This window comes from Cryobacterium sp. M25 (assembly GCF_002929635.1).
GTDB lineage: Bacteria > Actinomycetota > Actinomycetes > Actinomycetales > Microbacteriaceae > Cryobacterium > Cryobacterium sandaracinum.
This window is the reverse complement of the sequence record NZ_PJJU01000056.1, coordinates 181695-203363: the sequence shown is the minus strand read 5'-3', so window position 1 is coordinate 203363 and position 21669 is coordinate 181695. Positions and strand designations below refer to the sequence as shown.

The 21669-nt window shown below is 63.7% G+C and carries 14 protein-coding genes and 1 pseudogene; 11 read left to right on the top strand and 4 right to left on the bottom strand.

All coding sequences use genetic code 11. The features are described from left to right. The first annotated feature begins 3 nt into the window (after positions 1–3). Entirely contained in the window at positions 4–1467 is a 1464-nt protein-coding gene (gene cls, locus CXY81_RS12935; protein WP_104169595.1) for a cardiolipin synthase, read from the top strand. Positions 1468–2124: 657 nt separating this feature from the next. On the opposite strand, the gene CXY81_RS12930 is transcribed toward cls, so the two are convergent. Beyond that, positions 2125–3960: a glycoside hydrolase family 2 protein gene (locus CXY81_RS12930; RefSeq protein WP_369828387.1), complete on the bottom strand. Its 1836-nt coding sequence runs from the start codon at positions 3958–3960 to the stop codon at positions 2125–2127. A gap of 98 nt (positions 3961–4058) precedes the next feature. Beyond that, positions 4059–5072 (bottom strand): LacI family DNA-binding transcriptional regulator, encoded by a 1014-nt coding sequence (locus tag CXY81_RS12925; protein WP_104195077.1) that lies wholly within the window; start codon positions 5070–5072, stop codon positions 4059–4061. A 220-nt stretch (positions 5073–5292) separates the two neighbouring features. Between CXY81_RS12925 and CXY81_RS12920 the strand changes: the two genes are divergently transcribed. The 6 genes from CXY81_RS12920 (at position 5293) to CXY81_RS12895 (ending at position 12036) form a co-directional block, all read left to right on the top strand. Further along, positions 5293–6600 (top strand): ABC transporter substrate-binding protein, encoded by a 1308-nt coding sequence (locus tag CXY81_RS12920; protein WP_104195076.1) that lies wholly within the window; start codon positions 5293–5295, stop codon positions 6598–6600. Between the two features lie 231 nt (positions 6601–6831). Beyond that, the gene (locus CXY81_RS12915) at positions 6832–7617 is read left to right on the top strand and encodes a carbohydrate ABC transporter permease (protein WP_233194159.1); all 786 of its coding nucleotides are present in this window, start codon (positions 6832–6834) and stop codon (positions 7615–7617) included. Next, positions 7614–8492, top strand: coding sequence for a carbohydrate ABC transporter permease (locus CXY81_RS12910; protein ID WP_233191484.1), 879 nt, complete (start codon positions 7614–7616; stop codon positions 8490–8492). Before CXY81_RS12915 ends, CXY81_RS12910 begins: the two co-directional genes overlap by 4 nt. 54 nt (positions 8493–8546) lie before the next feature. Continuing rightward, positions 8547–9485: a glycoside hydrolase family 43 protein gene (locus CXY81_RS12905; RefSeq protein WP_104195074.1), complete on the top strand. Its 939-nt coding sequence runs from the start codon at positions 8547–8549 to the stop codon at positions 9483–9485. A gap of 47 nt (positions 9486–9532) precedes the next feature. Next, on the top strand, positions 9533–10486 hold the full coding sequence (locus CXY81_RS12900; RefSeq protein WP_104195073.1) for an aldose 1-epimerase family protein: 954 nt from the start codon (positions 9533–9535) through the stop codon (positions 10484–10486). 407 nt (positions 10487–10893) lie between these two features. Then, positions 10894–12036 (top strand): glutathione-independent formaldehyde dehydrogenase, encoded by a 1143-nt coding sequence (locus tag CXY81_RS12895; RefSeq protein ID WP_104169590.1) that lies wholly within the window; start codon positions 10894–10896, stop codon positions 12034–12036. Here the strand turns inward: CXY81_RS12895 and CXY81_RS12890 are convergent. Together CXY81_RS12890 and CXY81_RS12885 are read right to left on the bottom strand one after the other, a co-directional pair. Next, a pseudogene (locus tag CXY81_RS12890) lies at positions 11976–12215 on the bottom strand (GMC oxidoreductase); the annotation flags it as partial. The gene CXY81_RS12895 and the pseudogene CXY81_RS12890 sit on opposite strands and share 61 nt — an antisense overlap. A 60-nt stretch (positions 12216–12275) precedes the next feature. Further along, on the bottom strand, positions 12276–12506 hold the full coding sequence (locus CXY81_RS12885) for a hypothetical protein (RefSeq protein WP_104195071.1): 231 nt from the start codon (positions 12504–12506) through the stop codon (positions 12276–12278). Positions 12507–12682: 176 nt separating this feature from the next. Here CXY81_RS12885 and CXY81_RS12880 point away from each other — a divergent pair, with 176 nt between their 5' ends. The 4 genes from CXY81_RS12880 (at position 12683) to CXY81_RS12865 (ending at position 21658) form a co-directional block, all read left to right on the top strand. Beyond that, positions 12683–15208 carry an ATP-dependent Clp protease ATP-binding subunit gene (locus CXY81_RS12880; RefSeq protein ID WP_104102410.1) on the top strand — a complete coding sequence of 842 codons (2526 nt, stop codon included), beginning with the start codon at positions 12683–12685 and terminating at the stop codon, positions 15206–15208. A gap of 230 nt (positions 15209–15438) precedes the next feature. Continuing rightward, a complete protein-coding gene (locus CXY81_RS12875; RefSeq protein ID WP_104195070.1) occupies positions 15439–15945 on the top strand; it encodes an amino-acid N-acetyltransferase in 507 nt (168 codons plus the stop codon). 204 nt (positions 15946–16149) lie between these two features. Next, entirely contained in the window at positions 16150–20886 is a 4737-nt protein-coding gene (locus CXY81_RS12870) for an ExeM/NucH family extracellular endonuclease (RefSeq protein ID WP_104195069.1), read from the top strand. Between the two features lie 139 nt (positions 20887–21025). Then, positions 21026–21658 carry a hypothetical protein gene (locus CXY81_RS12865; RefSeq protein WP_104169585.1) on the top strand — a complete coding sequence of 211 codons (633 nt, stop codon included), beginning with the start codon at positions 21026–21028 and terminating at the stop codon, positions 21656–21658. Positions 21659–21669: the final 11 nt, after the last annotated feature.

Here is a 21669-nt window from a genome sequence, read left to right as displayed (position 1 = left end):
CGAATGTTCGGCATCGACATCTCGACCATCATCCTCGTGATCGCCCTGGTGGTCGATTTCTCCATTCGCGTGGTGGCAATCGTCGTCGTTCCTCGCAACCGTCGGCCGACATCGGGCATGGCGTGGCTGCTAACGATCTTCTTCCTGCCCTTCATCGGCGCCTTACTCTTCCTACTCATCGGCTACCGAACCCTGCCGAAAAAGCGGCTGGAAATGCAGGAGGAGATCAACCAGTTCATCCTCGACAGCACCGAGGGCATCGATCAGGTGCGTCGCGATCATCCGTGGCCGCTCTGGCTCGACTCGGTCGTCGAACTCAACCGCAATCTGGGGGCGATGCCGCTGGTCGGCGGCAACGAGGCCCGCCTGCTCGGCGACTATGAGGGCACGTTCGCCGAGATGGTCACGGACATCGATCGGGCCCTCAATTTCGTGCACGTCGAGTTCTACATTCTTTCCCTGGATCCGACCACGGCGTCATTCTTCGACGCCCTCGAAAACGCCGTCAAGCGCGGCGTGACCGTGCGCGTGTTGATGGATCATATCCAGTCGATGCGCAAGCTCGGCTACCGCGAGACGCTGCGCCGGCTCACCGACTCCGGCGTGAAGTGGGAGCTCCTGCTGCCGCTGCAGCCGCTCAAGGGAAAGTGGCAGCGGCCGGATCTGCGCAACCACCGTAAGGTGCTGATCATCGACGGCACGGTCGGTTACATGGGGTCGCAGAACGTCATCGACCGCACGTACAACATGCCGGGGAACATCCGTCGCGGCCTGAAGTGGAAAGACCTGATGACGAGGGTCGAGGGACCGATCGTGTCGGGTCTCAACGCGATTTTCATCACCGACTGGTATAGCGAGACCAACGACCTTCTGACCCGGGACATCCAGCCGGTGTCAACCGAGGTTGTGCCGCACTCCCTGGACTGCCAGGTCGTGCCCAGCGGACCCGGCTTCGAGGGCGAGAACAACCTGCGCCTGTTCCTCGCTCTGCTCTACTATGCACAGGAGCGCATCATCATCACGAGCCCGTACTTCGTGCCAGACGAGTCGATCATGTACGCCATCACGACGGCCACTCAGCGCGGGCTGCGGGTGGAGCTGTTCGTTTCCGAGGTCGGCGACCAGGCCCTCGTCTACCACGCGCAGCGCTCCTACTATGAGGAGCTGCTTCGGGCGGGCGTCAAGATCTACCTGTACAAGGCTCCCTACGTGCTGCACGCCAAGCATTTCACGATCGACGACGAGGTGGCCGTGATCGGGTCGAGCAACATGGACATGCGCTCGTTCAGCCTCAACTTCGAGGTATCGATGATGGTGCGCGGACGCTCCTTCGTGCAGCAGTTGCGGGCGGTGGAAGACGGCTACCGGGAGGACAGCCGTGAACTCACCCTGGCGGAATGGATGAAGCAGCCGCTGCGCTCCACGGTGCTCGACAATCTTGCCCGGCTGACTTCCGCGGTGCAGTAGCGGCGTCCGGCTCGGCTCCGAGCCCCGGCACCTTGACCCACCCAGGTCGGCGGTGGTCGAGGAGGCACTCCCTCGACGATGCGCGCCGTGCCCAACAGGCGTTCACGAGCCGGAGTCCGCACGACTATGAGCCCGGTTCGGTGGTGAACCAATTCGACGGAGATTTTGGGAAAGAGGGAGGTTTTTCGAGCTAACCTAACTGCTTTGCCAAAATCTCCGTCGAATTCGTTCGGGGGCGCGGGTGAAACGTGTTTTTGGCCGGTGCCCGTGCAGAGGCATGTGTGCATAGTGCGCTTGGGCTCTTTCTCGCCACGTTCATGTTCTTGCTCACGGTGCTGCGGAGCATCCGTTCTGGCGAGCGTGATCGCTCTGGTTTTCTTCCTGGCTCACCTGGCGACGCAGATCCGGGTCGAGGTGATCGCACAAATCTTTCTCCCGCACAGGGGCTACATGCCGGTCGACTTGGCTGGTTCCGAACCCGGGGCGCGCGGTTCGAAAGCGCCGTCTCCGGGTTCCTGCTGGACATCGTCGCCACGGCTGCCTGTGCGGCCGTCGTCGGACTCGCTGAAGCTCGAGCAGAGGCACAACTCCACGCCCGATCTCAATACCTGCGTGCACTCACTGAGACCGAGTGCGTGGAGCCGGTCGTAGTCGTCCTCAGCCGGTGGCTGAGTGCAGGCTCGACGCAGCGACCCCCGCCACCCGGGGAAGGGGCGCGTTCTCCCCGGATACGATGCTGCGAATGACGGCGATCGGCAGTTTGGGCTTCCGGTTCGCGTCGGTCAGCCCGTTGGTCTCCTGCATTGTGTCCGTCAGCTGGGTGTAACAAAAGCCCGAGAGGATCGGGTTGTCCCGAAGGCTTCCCACGAGACCTGATACACGATTTTCGAAGTCCTCATAGCTTGTCGCTGTCGTGTAGCCCCACGAGTCATCGGCAGCGTCGGGCGCGAAGCTGACCCCGCCGAATTCAGTGACCATGATCGACTGGCCATCGACCTCGCGGGGGATGAGTTGCAGGCGACGGCCTGCCGGACCCATACCCGCAACGAGGGATCGGATGGCGTCGATGTCCTTGTAATTGGCGTCGAGCTGCTCGGCCGTGCCGGCATAGTCGTGGATTGTGAGGATGTCAGATATGGCGTGTTCCCAGCCGTCATTGGAGATGACGGGGCGGCTCGGATCGAGCGCTCGAGTCAGGTGGTAGAGCGACTGGGCGAAGCTCAACTGGGCGTCGTCGTGTGCGATCTGTTGAACACCCCAACTCTCGTTGAGGGGAACCCAGGTGACGATTGACGGATGCGATCGGTCGCGGCGCACTACTTCGGTCCATTCGCGGGTGACTCGCGATACTGCCTCCGAAGAGAACTCGTAGGTGCTGCCCATTTCACCCCAAATGAGCAAGCCGAGCCGGTCCGCCCAATAGAGGAATCGAGGGTCCTCGACCTTTTCATGGATTCTCGCGGCGTTGAACCCGAGGGCCTTGATGAGTTCCACTTCGGCTCGCAGAGCTTCGGCCGAGGGCGCAGCGAGGTGCGACTGCGGCCAGTAGCCCTGCTCCAGCACCGATCGTACGAAGTACGGCCGGTCATTGAGCAGGAACCTGCCGCCCGCGACACCGACGCTGCGAAGCCCGAAATAGGAGAAGGACTCGTCGAGAATGCTTCCGTCGTCAGCAATGATCGAGACGTGCGCGTCAATCAGTCGCGGGTTTTCCGGTGACCAGAGAAGAGCTTCACAGGCCTGACCGTTCGCCTGCCGAGAAATCTGAATGGTTGCCTGTGATCGCGGCTCAACGGCCAAGAAAGACTGCCGGGCGAGAATTTCGCCCGCGATGGACAGTTCCACCTGAACAGTAACGCTCGGCGCCGGTCGCCGCGTCAGCTCCACCTCGATCGCGACGTCCCCAGCCGGCACGTTTGGAATCCAACGCAGTGCCGTGATGCGCTGATCCGGCACAGACTCGAGCCAGACCGGTTGCCAAATCCCCGTAGTGCGGTGGTACCAAATGACGTGCGCATCCTCAAGCCAATCCTGTTTGCCCCGCGGCTGAGCTACGTCGTGGGGGTCATCCTCGGCACGAACCACGAGCACGCAGTCCTCTTGGGGCGACAGAGCTTCGGTGATGTCAAAGGAGAACGGCGTCTGGCCGCCCTCGTGAGACCCGATGAACTGGCCATCGATCCACACAGATGCGCGGTAGTCGACCGCCCCAAAATGCAACACCACTCGGTCACGCCCGCGGGACCGGCCGCTCGCGGCCACGTCTTCGGGGCTGATGATGCGGGAATACCAGACAACGGGATGGAAGCCCGGCTCGGCGATTCCTGACATCTCCGACTCAGGCGGAAACGGAACAGTGATGACCCGGCCAAGAAGTGCGGGATTTGCGAACCACTTCTCGCATCTGCCGATGTCGTGATCGTCGTGTTCGAATGCCCACTCGCCGGCGAGATCGTGCCAATTCGGGCGGACAAGTTGCGGGCGGGGATACACGCCACCCTGGGCACTGGCAGAAATCGGGAGAGAACGCGACATACCGCAATCATGCCGCCAAATTACAGCGCTGTAAAGTCCAAGTGTCGGTCGAGGCGTCAAAGAGCAAATGGAGCGCTCTCGCGCACCGCGAGTGAATGCCTCACGATCCTGTGGCGGCCAACCCCCCGGTATCCAGCGATTCGTTCCTCGAGGAGATCGAAAGCAGCCGCGGCGATAGCGGTCTTCCTCGGCGCCACGGAGGTGAGTGTCGGGGACGTGTACGCGGCCAGGAAGGTGTTGTCCCAACCGACCACGGCCACATCTGCGGGTACCGATCGCCCGGAATCATGGAGGGCTTTCAATGCTCCGATCGCAAACCGGTCGTCGCGGCAGACCACGCCGTCAAAACACACCCCGCGCTCAATCGCCTCGGCAACCGAACGAAGGCCTGCTTCAGCCGTGAATTCCAAGGCCGTGAATACCAGCTCAGGATCCAGCTGGACCCCGGCCTCCAGGAGACCCTGTTGGTAGCCGAGAAGGCGCTGATTCGTCGAACCAGTGATGTCCACCGCTATGACACCGAGAAAAGCGATGCGTCGACATCCTCTCGCTAAGAGGTGCCGCGTGGCATCGAGAGCGGCCGAGACGTTGTCGATCATCACGTGGTCTGTCATGACAGGCATGGCCGCCTCGCCGAGCAAGACCAGCGGAGTGCCAGGATCGAGCTTCGCAATGTCGAGCGATTCCATGCGGACGGGGTGAAAGATCACGCCGTCGACCAGCCCAGCCTCCCGATCGCTGAGTACCGCCCGTTCCGCGACGGGATCGCTCAAGGTCTGCTCGATGATGACTCGGTATCCTCGTCGGGTTGCTTCTTCGGCAATGTGACGGGAGAGTTCCGAAAAGTACGGGTGGTCGATTTCGGGGATTGCCAGGGCGATCATTCCGGTTCTTCCGGTAGCCAGACGCCGCGCCGTAAGGTTGGGTCGGTAGCCGAGCTGGTCAATTGCCGCTTGCACCTTCTCGCGGAGCGCCGGGGCCACGTGAGGATAGTTGTGAACGACGTTTGAGACGGTCTTCATGGACACGCCCGCGAGCTCCGCGACGTCTATTAGTCGAACCCTTGCCATGTTTGTCCCGTCCCGTCCGGTCCGGTCCATCCTAAGGCGACTGTGGCCAGGCGCTGGAAACGGCGTTTGCCGCGGATCCTCGCAGACTAGACAAACATCTTTCCAGCGCTGTACATTGACGGAAGGCGCTCGTCTGCCGCTCCGATTGGTGCGGGGAATGGGCGGCCCGCTTCGCGCATGGGTCGCGGAGCGATGTTTTCGATGAGGAGGACGAACGATCATGAAGCAGAAAGACTTCCTGGGGCGGCGAGTGATAGGGGCCACAGCTCTCGGTGCCGCACTCATGCTGGTGCTGGCCGGATGCTCTGCGGGCGGAACCGGGCAGGCGGCGAAAGAGCCCTTCACCGGTGAATACACCGGACCTGAAGTGGAGCTGTCCTACTGGAACGGCTTCACCGGCGGGGACGGTCCGTTCATGGAGAAGATGGTGTCCGACTTCAATGCTGAGCATGACAACATCGCGGTTGTCTCGAACACGATGCAGTGGACCGACTTCTACCAGCGACTGCCCGCAGCGGTGACCGCCGGCGAGGGTCCCGACGTCGGCGTGATGCACCTGGACCAGCTCGCGTCGAATGCCGCGCGAAACGTCATCGTACCGATCGACGATCTCGCCGAGGACTTGGGTCTGACGTCAGATGACTTCACCGACGAAGTCTGGAATGCCGGCGTCTATAAGGACGCCCGATACGGCATTCCGCTCGATGTGCATTCACTGGCCATGTACTACAACACCGAACATTTCGCCGCCGCTGGGATCGAAGAGGCCCCGACCGACGCGGCTTCCTTTCAGGATGCGCTCGACAAGCTCAAAGCAGCTGGGTACGAAACTCCATTTTGGATGCCGACGCGGTGGCCGAGCCACCTGATGAACCTCTCCGTGCTGTGGCAGAACGACGGTGAACCATATGGTGACGACGGGGCAACGTTTGATTCAGCAGCCGGGGTAGAGGCACTTGAGTGGCAGCGCTCCATCGTGGACGACGGTTACAGCCCGAGTGACGTCGCCATCGACTCTCAGTACGTCGCCTTCAAGAATGGTGAGACCTCGATCACCTGGGACGGCATCTGGCAGATCAACGATCTCGCCGAGTCCGGTCTGCCTTACGCGGTCGCCCCGGTCCCCACAATTGGTGACACGGATGCCGTATGGGCCAACTCCCATAACTTCTTCCTCCCCCGCCAGGCAAACGCGGACCAGAACAAGGTCAACGCGTCGAAGGTGTTCATTGCCTGGATGAGCGAGCAGTCCGCCGAGTGGGCAGGCTCGGGCATGATCCCCGCTCGCCAGTCGGTGCGCGATGCGGGTGCCCTCGACGGCCTGCCGCAAGAAGCAATCGCGGCGACGATCGATTCGATGCGTTTCTTGCCGCCCATTCCCGGGATCGGTGGGGTTCAGGCCGAGACCCTCGAAATCGCAGTCGCCGATGGGGTTCAGGGAACGACGACGCCGAGTGACGCGCTCAAAAAAGCCGCCGGCACGGCGACGAAACTCATGGCCGACAACAAAGCCTCGTTCGGGGACTGACCAGTGTCGACGAAGGTCGGTGAGCGCGTCCTCCCGATGGGGAGGACGCGCCGCCCCTCGGCTTCCGACCCGGAGTCGCAGAAGAATCGTGGAGTGCGAGCGGGCACTCGGCGGCAGGGGATAGCCACACCCTGGATATTTCTTGCCCCCTACCTGCTTCTGTTTGGCAGCTTCGTCATCCTCCCGGCAGTTTTAGGGGTGTGGATCAGTCTTCATTCCTGGGACTACACGTTGCCGAACAAACCCTTTGTCGGCCTCGACAACTACGTCGCCTTGTTCTCACCCGGATCGACGGTTTTTGGCCCGTTCTGGGGGTCCATGCGGGCCACCGGCATCTTCACGGTACTCAGCGTGCCATTGCTCCTGATCGTCCCGCTCGCCGTCGCCCTACTCATGAGCAGGAAGTTTCCCGGACGGGACTTTCTCCGAGCAATCTACTTCGCCCCCTACGTACTCGGCGTCGCCGTCATCTCGGTGCTGTGGCGATACCTGCTCGACAACAACATCGGGCTGGTGAACCACTATCTGGGACTCCTAGGACTTCCGGATGACACCGCTTGGACAACAACGACGCCCGCGGCCTGGGTCGCGCTCGTGGGAGTGACCGTCTGGTGGACGCTCGGATTCAACGCCGTCATCTACCTTGCCGGCCTTCAGGACATCCCGATCGAACTCTACGAAGCCGCACGTGTGGATGGGGCCGGACCGTGGATGCAGTTCCTGCACGTGACGATCCCCGGGCTCAAGCCCATCCTCTCGTTCATCACGATCATCACCCTTCTTGCATCCGCCAACATGTTTGGCCAGTCCTATCTCATGACCCAGGGCGGCCCCGGACGTGAAACGCGCACGGCCATATATCAGATCGCCGACGCGGGTCTGCGCAACTTTCAGATGGGCAGCGCCGCAGCGATGAGTTATGTACTGACCGTATTCCTCATGGCGATCAGTGCTTTTGTCTTCTACATCTTTCGCGAGAAACAGCCCAAGAAGCTCAAGAAGGAGGTGCGCTCGTGAACGCTCTCACGACCAGGATCAGTGCCGGTTCCCGTGCACGCAGTGCACGTCGACGAAGTGGCACAATCACTCGGGTCGTCGTTCTCGGCGCGATCGCAATCGCGTTCATCAGCCCGATCATCTTCATGATCGTGACCAGCTTCAAGACCCGGGCTGACGCAACGGCTATTCCACCGGCGTGGATTCCCAATCCGATTTCCGTGCAAGCTTTCGCGTCTATCCTCGCTCCCGGGACTGCGACTCCGGTGCTGCAATGGTTCGCAAACAGCATGGTCGCAGCCGCCCTCAACGCCACGCTCGTCGTCGTCACGGCGTCACTGGCGGCGTATCCGCTCGCACGAATGCAGTTTCGCGGCAAGAATTTCGTCTTCGTCATCATCGTCGCGACATTGCTGGTGCCGCCGGTAATCCTGGTGATTCCCAACTACCTCATCGTGAGCGAACTGGGGTGGCTCAACTCGCTCGTCGCGATCATCATTCCCACGGCGGCGTCCGCATTCGGAGTGTTCTTCATGCGACAGTTCTTCGTCGGCCTGCCGATCGAGTTAGAGGAGGCCGCCCGGCTCGATGGGGCGAACCGATTCGTCATCTTCATGCAAGTGGTTCTGCCGCTCGCCAAACCCGCACTTGCAACACTCGCGCTGCTCGCCTTCCTCGGCAACTGGAATGACTTCCTCTGGCCCGTCTACGTCTTGTTCAGCCCGGAGATACAAACACTGCCAGCTGGACTGTCCACGCTTCAGTCCGCAAATGCGGTGCGCTACGACCTTTTGATGGCCGGCGCGGTTGTCGCGAGCGTGCCCGTGCTGGCGCTGTTCATCTTCCTCCAGCGCTTTATCATCGAGGGCGTTTCTCGCTCCGGAGTGAAGGGATAGCACGTGTTGACCTCTGCTCGCCGCGCAGCGGTAGCGTGTGTGGCTGGAGCCATCATGACCGCCTTCGCGGTGAGTGGCTGCACGGCGGCTCCGGAGCACTCGGCACCTCCGGCGTCTGCCGCAGCAGGCGCTGCGGTACTCAACACGAATTTCGCAGACCCCGACGTGGTGGAGGTCGACGGCACGTACTTCGCGTATGCCACCAACGACAACAACCGCAACGTGCAGGTCGCCTCCTCCACCGATCTCCTCGATTGGGAGGTGTTACCGGACGCGTTGCCGGATCTCCCAAGCTGGATTATTCCGGGAAAGACCTGGGCGCCTGAGGTGACGAGACTCACCGATGATTCATTCGTCATGTACTTCACGGCGACGAATTTTGCGCCAACGCTGCAGTGCATTGGTGTAGCCACTGCCAGCGACCCGGCCGGACCGTTCATCGTTCAGAGCGACGCCATGATCATCTGTCCAGAAGACGAAGGCGGCGCGATCGATGCAAGCACCGTGCCCATCGACGACGCCTTGTACCTCGTCTGGAAAAATGACGGTAACTGTTGCGACCTCGACACCTGGATTCAGGCGGCCACGCTCTCTCCCGACGGGCTCAGCATCACGGGCGATCCCATCAGGATCCTGAAGCAAACCGAGGATTGGGAGGGCAACCTTATCGAGGCTCCCACCATTGTGGTCCGAGGTACAGGACTCCTGATGCTCTACTCCGCTAACTCTTACGGAGACGACCGATATGCGGTCGGTGCTGCAACGGCTGCCTCAATCGATGGCCCGTGGACGAAGGAAACGGGTCCGATCCTCTCGACCGAAGGGTCGGGGGGCTTATATCGCGGCCCTGGTGGCCAAGACCTGGTCTTTGGTCTGAATGGCAAGGACTATCTCGTCTTCCACGGGTGGGACACGGACTACACGTACCGCGCACTTCACGTTGCCGAGACCGAATGGGACGCCGACATTCCTCGGGTCCTGACCCCCGAGTAACCCAATTGGGCGTGAAATTCCCTGTATCTCCACTGAATGGTGTCCCCATGTCACTCACTCCGCTGTCGGGAACCCAATTCGTTCTCGAGGCTCACGGCTACACCGCCGCGATCGCGAGTATCGGCGCAAGCGTTCGATCGCTCCGATATCACGGACGGAACCTCATCGTGCCGTTCGATGCCAACCAGGTGCGACCTTTCTTTCGCGGCGCCATCCTGGCGCCGTGGCCGAACCGAGTCGTGGATGGAAAGTACACATTCGGTGGTGTCGAGCAACAGCTCAGCATCACCGAGTCGTCGAGGGGCCACGCTCTCCATGGACTCGTGTCCTGGTTGAACTTTGCAGTGGTCAGGCAGGCGGCCGATCGGCTCGTCCTCGCGGCAACCGTCGAAGCGCAGCCTGGATACCCCCACCGGGTGACGCTGGAGGTGGATTTTGCGCTTGACGCCGGTGGCCTTCGAACGGCAGTTACGGCAGTGAATGCCGGTCTAAATGCCGCCCCTTTTGGCGTCGCTCCGCACCCGTACCTTGTTGCCGGCGATGGCCGCGTCAACGACTGGACGCTGGAGCTCGCAGCCCAGCGAATCCTGACCGTGACTCATGACCGCCTCATTCCCCTTCACCTCTGTGATCTCGATGCTGGTGATCTTGCCGTGTTTGACTTCCGCACGCCGCGGACTATCGATGACACCTTCATCGACCATGCATTCACTGGCTTCGACCGGGACGATGAAGGCATGGCGACACTTCGATTGATGACGACCGCGGGCAGTGGAGTGGAAATGATCTGGGGTCCCGAATGCCCGTGGGTTCAGGTGCATACGGCTGATCAATTAGTACCCTCGATCGACAGAATTGGACTCGCCGTCGAACCAATGACCTGTCCGCCGGATGCGTTCAACTCTGGAATGAACCTGAACGTCCTTGAGCCATCCGGCTCAACGCGCGCCTCCTGGACGGTTCGTGCAATCGACCAGCTATGCAGACCGCTCCGGAATTGACGCGACTCGCGTCGCCGAATGACCAAACCGGCACACTAGCGCTTGACCGACGATTTCACATACGTTCTGACGCCGGGGTCGCTGAACGCCCGATAGCCGAACGGCTAGCGGCCGTTCCGTCGTAAGAGAGAATGCCTCGGTGCCCACCTCGGTGCCCACCTCGGTGCCCACCTCGGTGCCCACCTCGTGGTGTCGACGAGGCACCCCTGGCGCTGGCAGGGGGCAACGCGCAACCCGAATTCGGTCGCATCCTCGCAGTGGCGGGTCATGCGCGATCGTGATAGATCTGGGATATGCACATTTTCCGCGCAGCCTGAGACTCTGCCCGGACATTCACCGTAAATGCACCTCCGAAAGTGAGGGCGGAACTTCCGTCTTTCATGGTCAAAATTTAGGGAGTGGAAGAAATGAAAGCAGTCGTCTATAAAGGCCCCAACGCGGTCAACGTTGAAGACGTTCCGGATGCCAAGATCGAACGCCCCACTGACGTTCTTGTTCGCATCACAGCGACAAATATTTGCGGTTCCGATTTGCACATGTACGAGGGACGCACCGATTTCGAGGTCGGGCGCACCTTTGGTCACGAGAACATGGGTGAGGTCATCGAGATCGGAAACGGCGTCGACGCCGTCAAGGTCGGCGATCGGGTCGTGCTGCCATTCAATATTTCCTGCGGGTTTTGCAAGAATTGCGAACGCGGTTTCACGAACTACTGCATGACCACTCAACCAAACCCGGTCGGCGCGGGCGCCGCCTACGGCTTCGCTGGCATGGGTCCGTATCCCGGCGGGCAGGCCCAAATGCTGCGTGTGCCCTACGGCGATAACAACTGCTTGCGCCTGGGTGAAGACGCGGTAGAAAAGCAAAACGATTACGTGATGCTGTCGGACATTTTCCCTACCGGTTACCACGCTACCGAGATGGCCGGAGTGATCCCCGGTGACACGGTCGTGATTTACGGTGCGGGTCCAGTCGGACTGATGGCCGCCCTGTCCGCCACGATCAAGGGCGCGAGTAAAGTTTGGGTTGTGGATCGACGCCCTGACCGGCTGGCCCTCGCCGAGCAGATCGGTGCGATCGCCATTGATGACTCGAAGACGGACCCGGTTGAGTTCGTTTTGGACCAGACCAAGGGTATCGGCGCGGACCGGGGATGTGAATGCGTGGGTTATCAGGCCCACGACCCCCAGGGCACCGAAGATCCCGCCATGACTCTGAATCGGCTTATCCAGTCCGTGCGCATCACCGGGGGAATCGGCGTTGTCGGAGTCTTCCTTCCGGCAGATCCCGGCGGCTTCGACGATAACGCCAAGCAGGGCAAACTTGCCATTGACTATGGCCTGCAGTGGCTTAAGGGTCAAAGCATGGGCAGCGGACAATGCCCGGTGAAGAAGTACAATCGGCAGTTGCGCGAGCTGATCGCCGCGGGCAAGGCCAAGCCATCCTGGATCGTTTCCCACGAGATCCCCCTCAGCAAAGCCGCGGATGCCTACAAGAACTTTGGCGAACGCACCAACGGTTGGACCAAAGTCATCCTCAAGCCCGAGTAGGCCAACCGATCCTTCGTTGGGTATCCGCGCGTGCGCCGTCGCACGGATACCCGGGATGAGGCAGCAGCGCGTTCCGCGATGGCGACGACGGCGGCATCCGTGTTGCCGGACATTGCCGCGGGCATAATCGAGGCGTCTGCGACACGCAGTCCGACGATTCCGTGCACCCGCAATTCCGGGGGGCAGCGGCCCGACCGTCATCGGACCGTCGGTGCCCCGGATCACGGCCCTCCGTCGTCTCACCGCGCCGACAGTGCTTCCATGCTCAGCAACATGGTGCCGATTTGCCCGGCGGTGGACCGGCCGCGGTCATCGACCACGCGACCATCGGCCAGGAGGATGATGCGCTCGGCATAGCTGGCGGCCTGCAGCGCGGCGATGACCTGCGTCTGGCTGAGCCGCAGCGCCTCTTCCCAGACGGTGGCGAACGCATCCGAGGTCACCACCTGTTCGGCCGACGAGGTCGCCACGTGCGGTCGAGATCGCCCGCCACACCTTCCGAAATCGGCCGAAGGTGACGAGGTCGGAGCCGGTGCGCGACGACATCCGTCACGCCTGCGGCGAACAGAGGCACTCATTTCAGGGTTCGCTCGTTACTCTCGATGTATCGGCGCCACAACTGCCCTGGCGCCAAGGGAGCGATCACATGTTTGAGAGATTTACCGACCGAGCTCGTCGCGTCGTTGTTTTGGCCCAGGAAGAGGCCAAAATGCTCAACCACAACTACATCGGTACTGAGCACATCCTGCTCGGCCTGATCCACGAAGGCGAGGGAGTTGCGGCCAAGGCCCTCGAGAGCCTGGGTATTTCCCTCGACGCCGTGCGTGAGCAGGTGCAGGACATCATCGGTCAGGGCCAGCAGCAGCCGACGGGGCACATCCCGTTCACGCCGCGCGCCAAGAAGGTTCTCGAACTGAGCCTGCGCGAAGCACTGCAGCTCGGCCACAACTACATCGGCACCGAGCACATTCTGCTCGGCCTCATCCGCGAGGGTGAAGGCGTTGCCGCCCAGGTGCTCGTCAAGCTCGGCGCCGACCTCAACCGGGTGCGCCAGCAGGTCATCCAGCTCCTCTCTGGTTACCAGGGCAAGGAGCAGGTGCAGGTCGGCGCGAACGAGCAGGCGAGCGGTCCGGCGGGCAGCCAGATTCTCGACCAGTTCGGGCGCAACCTCACGCAGGCCGCCCGCGACAACAAGCTCGACCCGGTCATCGGGCGCGAGAAGGAGATCGAGCGGGTCATGCAGATCCTGTCCCGCCGGTCCAAGAACAACCCGGTTCTGATCGGTGAGCCCGGAGTCGGCAAGACCGCCGTCGTCGAGGGTCTCGCCCAGGCCATCGTCAAGGGCGATGTACCCGAGACGCTGAAAGACAAACAGCTCTACTCGCTCGACCTCGGCTCGCTCATCGCCGGAAGCCGCTACCGCGGTGACTTCGAGGAGCGGCTGAAGAAGGTCACCAAGGAGATCCGCACCCGCGGCGACATCATCATCTTCATCGACGAGATCCACACCCTCGTCGGTGCCGGTGCCGCTGAGGGCGCCATCGACGCGGCCAGCATCCTGAAGCCTCTCCTTGCCCGAGGCGAGCTGCAGACCATCGGCGCCACCACGATCGATGAGTACCGCAAGCACTTCGAGAAGGATGCCGCGCTCGAGCGCCGCTTCCAGCCGATCCAGGTGGCCGAGCCGTCTCTGCCCCACACCATCAATATCCTCAAGGGGCTGCGCGACCGGTACGAGGCGCACCACAAGGTCTCGATCACCGACGGCGCTCTCGTGGCCGCGGCGAACCTGGCCGACCGCTACGTCTCCGACCGGTTCCTGCCGGACAAGGCCATCGACCTGATCGACGAGGCCGGCGCCCGCCTGCGCCTGTCGATCCTGTCCAGCCCGCCCGAGCTGCGCGAATTCGATGAGAAGATCGCCGTGGTGCGCGCCGCCAAGGAGACCGCCATCGAGGAGCAGGACTTCGAGAAGGCCGCCGGCCTGCGCGACGAGGAGAAGAACCTCCTCGGCGAGCGTCTGCGCCTCGAGAAGAAGTGGAAGTCCGGCGACGTCAAGACGACCGCCGTCGTCGACGAGGGCCTGATCGCCGAGGTTCTGGCCCAGGCCACCGGCATCCCCGTCTTCAAACTCACCGAGGAGGAGTCCTCGCGGCTCGTCTTCATGGAGAAGGCGCTGCACCAGCGCGTCATCGGTCAGGAAGAGGCCATCTCGGCGCTCGCCAAGACCATCCGTCGCACCCGTGCCGGACTGAAGGACCCGAAGCGCCCGAGCGGTTCGTTCATCTTCGCGGGCCCCACCGGCGTCGGAAAGACCGAGTTGGCCAAGGCGCTCGCCGAGTTCCTCTTCGACGACGAGGCCGCCATGATCTCCCTCGACATGAGTGAGTACGGCGAGAAGCACACCGTGTCCCGACTGTTCGGCGCCCCTCCCGGGTTCGTCGGCTTCGAAGAGGGCGGCCAGCTCACCGAGAAGGTGCGCCGCAAGCCGTTCTCCGTGGTGCTGTTCGACGAGATCGAGAAGGCCCACCCTGACATCTTCAACTCGCTCCTGCAGATTCTTGAAGAGGGCCGGTTGACGGATGGCCAGGGTCGCGTCGTCGACTTCAAGAACACCGTGATCATCATGACCACGAACCTCGGCACCAAGGACATCAGCGGCGCGCCCGTCGGTTTCCAACTCGAGGGTGACACGTCCACCGGGTACGACCGGATGAGCGGCAAGGTGAAGGAGGAGCTGAAGAAGCACTTCAAGCCCGAGTTCCTCAACCGCGTGGACGAGATCATCGTCTTCCCGCAGCTGACCAAGCCGGAACTGCTCCAGATCGTGGACCTGTTCATCAAGCGCTTGAGCGAGCGCCTGCTCGACCGCGACATGACGGTGGACCTGACCCTCGCCGTGAAGGAGCACTTGATCGAGGTCGGCTTCGACCCCGCACTCGGTGCCCGTCCGTTGCGCCGTGCGATCCAGCGCGAGGTGGAGGACCGCCTGTCGGAAAAGATCCTGCAGGGCGAGCTCAACGCCGGCGACCACGTGCACGTGGATTACGTGGGTGGGGAGTACATCTTCACCACGACGGTGCGCGCCTCCGCCGTAGCCGTCGGCGTCAACACCACGGCCGCAATCGGCACGGGGCCGGGCTCACCCGACCTCGCGGTGACCAGCGAGTAGCGGTAACCCGTTGGACAGGGCCCGGCGGAAAAATCCGCCGGGCCCTGTCTCGTGCTCGTCCGGCCCCGACTCCCTGACGAATTCGACGGAGATTTTGCTCCTGCGGGCCTGTTTCGGGCTCAAAACGGGCAGATTCGGCAAAATCTCCGTCGAATTCGCTCCCCCCACAGCTGCCTAGACTGGATTGGTTGGTTCGCGTGAGTGAACCGAGAGAGATCGGTGGGCAGCGAATGCAGGAGTTTTTGGTGCGCCGGGCACGCACCACCGATGTGCCTCGAATCCAGGCTCTCGTGGCGCCGCTGGTGCAGGAGCGCATTCTGCTCGGCAAGGAAAGCGTCGTCTTCTATGAGGCGGTGCAGGAATTCCGGGTGGTCGAGGATGCCGACGGCACTCTGATCGGCTGCGGCGCCCTGCACGTGATGTGGGAGGACCTGGGCGAGGTGCGCACCCTCGCCGTGACCACCGACCGGCTCGGCCATGGCGTCGGCCACGCGCTGATGGACCGGCTCGAAGCGGATGCTCGCGAGCTCGGCCTCAGCCGCCTTTTCTGCCTGACCTTCGAGGTGCCATTTTTCGCCCGGCACGGCTTCACCGACATGGGCTCCGAAACGGTCGACCCGCAGGTGTACACCGAGCTCGTGCGCTCGCACGATGAGGGTGTCGCCGAGTTCCTCGACCTGGCCCGGGTCAAGCCGAACACGCTCGGCAACACCCGGATGGTCAAGCGGCTCGACTGACCGTCTCGAAGCTGGCCGCAGTGGGCAGAAGACAGCGAGAGACTACCCGTTCAGGTGCCGCTCAGGTGAGGGACGTTCTGGAGATTTCTGCTCATCCGAGCGAAACGCCCAAATTCACTGATTGTTACTTCGCAGGTAGCGCACTGGCAACACCGCCTCCGTAGCATGGCGATCACTGTCGATCGTTAATAGCTGAGGAAAACTATGTCGCCTGCACCGAACAGCCGTCTGAAACTGGCTTTTTCTGCTCTACTCGGAGTGGGGCTGGTCGCCAGCCCCCTGGTGGCCCTGCCCGCCTTCGCCGACGTCGGCGGCACCGGGGTCGTGATCAACGAGGCCTACCTGAACGGCGGCAGCACGGGAGCGACCTACCTCAACAAGTTCGTCGAGCTCTACAACCCCACGGACGCTGCCGTCTCCCTCGATGGCACCTCGCTGCAGTATCGGTCGGCCACAGGCGCGGCGAACCCGTCCGGCACGCTTGCACTGAGCGGCTCGATCCCCGCCAAGGGGTACTACCTGGTGCAGGGAACGGCCAACTCGACCAGCGGCGCGGCGCTGCCCACCACCAACGCCACCCTCGGCTTCTCTTTCGGCGGCGGAGGCGGAACCCTCTTCCTCGCCAGCCAGGCCACGCAGCTGACGGCCCCGGCCACGGGATCCCTCCTCAACGCCCCGGGCGTCATCGACCTACTCGGCTACGGCACGTCGCTCACGTTCGAGACCACGGTGGCGTCCGCCGCATCCGTCACCACCGCGCTCACCCGCGCCACGGGCCTCGACACCGACGTCAACTCGGCCGACTTCATCGTCGCGGCTCCCACCCCGACGAACGCCGCAGGCGAGACCGCGGCGACCCCGGTCGACCCGACCGCGACGCCCACCCCGACGCCCACCGCGACGACTCCGCCCGTGCCTGCCGCCGCCCTTGCGATCAACGAGATCCAGGGCTCCACGGATGCCGGCGCCCAGACCGGCAAGGTCGTCACGACGACCGGCGTCGTCACCGCCACATATCCCACGGGCGGTTTCAAAGGCTTTTACCTGCAGACCCCCGGCACCGGCGGCGCGGTCGACCTGACCACGCACACCGCGTCCGACGGCCTCTTCGTCTACACGAACGCACTGGCCGCCCCGGTCACGGCCGGCGACTACGTCTCCGTCACCGGCACCGCGAGCGAGTTCTTCGGCCTCACCCAGATCACGATCACCGCGCTTAGCGATGTGACCGCGTTGGACAAGGCCGGGATCGTCGGCCCGGTGCCGGTCACGGTCGGCCTCCCGTCAACGGATGCCGCACGTGAGTCTCTCGAGGGCATGCTCGTCTCCCCGCAGGGCGACTTCACCGTCACCAACAACTACGCGACCAACCAGTACGGCGAGATCGGCCTCGCGGCCGGAACCACCCCGCTCGTCGGCCCGACCGTCACCGCCCGCCCGGGAACGGACGCGTACACCGCGGCCGTCGCCGGCAATAAGGCGCGCGCGGTCACCCTCGACGACGGCGCCACCACCAACTTCTTGTCCAGCATCAACAAGGACAAGCCCGTCCCCTACCTTTCGACGACCAGCCCGGTGCGCATCGGTGCGGCCGTCACGTTCGCGACGCCGGTCATCTTCGACTTCCGCAACAGTGCCTGGAAGTTCCAGCCGACCACCGAACTGGTGCCTGCGACCGCCGCAGCCGTGCAGCCCGCAACCTTCGCCGACACCCGCACCGCGGCACCTCGATCGGTGGGCGGCGACATCCGTCTGGCCACCTTCAACGTGCTCAACTACTTCGCCACCACCGGGGACTCGATCACCGGCTGCAGCTACTACACCGACCGGGCCGGCACGCCGATCACGGTCAACAGCGGATGCGACGCCCGCGGCGCGGCCACCCAGGTCAGTTTCGAGCGCCAGCAGGCAAAGATCGTCTCGGCGATCAACGCCCTCGACGCCCACGTCATCACGCTGGAAGAGATCGAGAACTCGGCCCGCTTCGGCAAGGACCGCGACTTCGCCCTCGCCAACCTCGTCACCGCCCTGAACACCGACGCGGGCAACCCGGTTTGGGCGTTCGTACCCTCACCGGCCGCCCTCCCGGCCAGCGAAGATGTCATCCGCACCGCATTCATCTACAAGACCGCCGCGGTCGAAACCGTCGGCGGATCGACCATCTTCGACGACGCCGCGTTCGTGAACGCCCGCCAGCCGCTCGCCCAGGCGTTCCAGTTGGTCGGCGACGCCGGCAGCAGCTTCCTCGCGATCGTCAACCACTTCAAGTCGAAGGGTTCCGGAACCGGCGCCGACGCCAACACCGGCGACGGCCAGGGAGCCTCGAACCTGTCCCGCGTGAACCAGGCGACCGCGCTCGTCAAGTTCGCCGACACGCTGAAGACCAGTACCGGCATCGCGCGCGTCTTCCTCACCGGCGACTTCAACGCCTACGACCAGGAAGACCCGATCAAGGTCATCACCGACGCGGGCTACCTCAGCCAGGAGGCCAAGACCGGCGAGTACACCTACGCGTTCGGTGGCACCGTCGGCTCGCTCGACCACGTGTTCGCGTCGCCCGAGGCGAATGCCGCGGTCACCGATGTGGACGTCTGGAACATCAACTCGGTCGAGTCCGTTGCGCTCGAGTACAGCCGCTACAACAACAACGTGACCGACTTCTACGTGGCCGACGCGTTCCGCTCGTCGGACCACGACCCGGCGATCGTCGGGTTGGACCTCGCCAGCCCCACCGACGTCGACATCAACCTGCTCAACATCAACGACTTCCACGGGCGCATCGACGGCAACACGGTGAAGTTCGCCGGAACGATCGAGCAGCTCCGCGCGGAATACGGAGACGCGTCCACTTTGTTCCTCTCCGGCGGTGACAACATCGGCGCCTCCCTGTTCGCCTCGGCGTCGCAGGGCGACAAGCCCACCGTAGACGTGCTGAACGCGCTCGGCCTCAAGGCCTCGGCCGTGGGCAACCACGAGTTCGACCAGGGCTTCGCCGACCTCACCGGGCGCGTCGCCGACGCCGCCGACTTCGAGTACCTCGGCGCGAACGTCTACCTGCTCGGAACGACGACCCCGGCGATGCAGGAATATGCGATCTTCGACGTCGACGGCGTCTCGGTCGGTGTGATCGGCGCCGTCACCAAGGAGACCCCGGCGCTGGTGTCGCCGAACGGGATCGCCAGCCTGAGCTTCGGTGACCCGGTAGCCGCGGTCAACCGGGTCTCAGCCCAGCTCACCGACGGTGACCCGGCCAACGGCGAAGCCGACGTGCTGATCGCCGAGTACCACGAGGGTGCCAGCGCCGGAACGCCGGACAACGCGACCCTCGAGCAGGAACTCGCCCTCACCGACAGTGCGTTCGCAGTGATCGTCACGCAGACCTCAGCCGAAGTCGACGCGATCTTCACCGGCCACACGCACAAGCAATACGCGTGGAACGCACAGCTGCCCGGTGCGCCCGCCGGCGTCACCCGCCCGGTGCTTCAGACCGGTAACTACGGTGAGAACATCGGCCAGGTCGTGCTGAACTACGACATTGCCTCCGGTGACACCACGACCGTGAAGAACCAGAACGTCAAGCGCTCGGTCACCGCCGACGCCACCCTGGTCGCCGCCTACCCGCGGGTCGCCTTGGTGAAGACAATCACGGATGCCGCGCTCGCCCAGGCGGCCGTCATCGGCAACCAGCCGATCGGCTCCGTCACCGCCGACATCACCCGCGCCTGCCTCGGTGGCACCGCACCGTGCGCGGAGAACCGGGCCGCACCATCGGCGATGGGCACCCTGGTGGCCAACTCGCTGCGCGAATCGCTGGCTGACCCGCTCAAGGGCGGCGCCGAAATCGGCGTGGTCAACCCCGGCGGCATGCGCGCCGAGCTGCTACTCGCACCGGACGGCGTCGTCACCTACGCCGAGGCCAACGCGGTGCTGCCGTTCCTGAACAACCTGTGGACGACCAGCCTCACCGGGGCCCAGTTCAAGACGGTTCTGGAGCAGCAGTGGCAGCGTGACGCGGCCGGCAACATTCCGAGCCGTCCGTACCTGCAGCTGGGCCTCTCCGACAACGTCAACTACACGTTCGACGCGAGCCGGACCGAGGGTGACCGCATTACGGGCATCTGGATCGACGGCTCGGCAATCGACCCGGCGCGCTCCTACCGGGTCGGCTCGTTCAACTTCTTGCTCACCGGAGGCGACAACTTTCGGGAGTTCAAGAACGGAACGGGCACGCGCGACTCCGGTCTCGTCGACCGGGACGCGTGGATCTCCTACATCACGGCCAAGAGCCCGCTGACACCGTCGTTCGCCACCCGCCAGGCCAGTGTCACCGGTGTCCCGACCGTGGCTGTCGAACGCGGCGCTTCGGTCACGTTCACCGTGGGCAACCTGAACTTGAGCTCGCTTGGCGCCCCGAAGAACACGGCGCTGTCGTTGGTCTGGGCCGGCAGCAGTGCTGGTCTGGGCACGGCATCCGTTGACGCAACGGGTGCGGCGACGGTCACCGTCACGGTTCCGCAGGATGCCGCGGCGAACAGCGTGGTCGAACTCACCACCACGGAGTCCGGCACGATCGTGCGGGTGCCGATCACGGTCGTTGTGCCGGTTCCGCCGACGACTGAACCGGTCGCCGCCAGTCCGAAGGCGCTGACCAAGGTGCTCAAGAACGCGATCGTCACGGACGCGGCCACGTATGCCGTGGGTGCTCCGGTCACGGTCGACGTCGGAGCGGCGCGTGCCGGTGAGTTCGTCTCCGTGTCGCTGCAGTCCAAGCCGGTGGAGAACCTGGGCGGTTGGCTGCTGGTGAACGCGCAGGGTGAGGTCAGCACGACTCTGCCGGCCGACACCCGTGCGGGCAAGTACAAGCTGGTCGTGCAGGACGAGACCGGTATCGTGCTCGGCTGGACCGAGATCAGGGTCGACAAGGCGCCGCGCGGCCGGTAGGACCGCCCGGAGCAAACCGGACCGGCGCGGAACCGAGCCTCTCGAGGCCGGCCGCGCCGGTTCGGCGTTTCCTGCCCGACACGCGCTCGACACGCACAGCATTGCCGGGGGCGCCGGTATACCTCGTTAGCCTTGGGTAATGTCGACGATCAAACATCCGGTCGGCCCCCAGTCCAGCAAGGTGTACTGGCGCCGTCGTCTCGTGGTGGGCCTCGGCCTGCTCATCGTGCTCGCCCTCCTCATCCTGGTCATCTCGTCCATCGTGCGCCCGGCCGCCGGCCCCGGTGTGCCCGGCAGCACTCCGACGCCCGCGGCCGAGGCTGCCGGGGCGGGGGTCTCCGCCTCCGACCCGGCGGCCGACCCGGCCGCGTGCGACCCCGCATCCGTGCAGATCGAAGCGACCACCGACGCGGTCAGCTACGAACCGGGGGCGCAGCCGATGCTCTCGCTCAGCGTCACCAACATCGGCGACGTGCCGTGCGTGCTGAACGCGGGCACGGCGACGCAGGTGTTCACGGTGTCGAGCGGCACGGATGTCTACTGGACGTCGACCGATTGCCAGCAGGAGGCAGGCGACGCCGACGTCACCCTGCAGCCGGACGAACCCGTGAGTTCCGGCGAAGCGATCGCCTGGGACCGCACCCGTTCGAACCCGGAGACCTGCGGCGAAGCCAGCCGCGATGCCGCGCCGGCCGGGGGAGCGGCCTACAACCTGACCGTGAGCGTCGACGGCATCGAGTCGGCGAATCCGAAGCAGTTCTTCCTCTCCTGAACCGGCCCGGC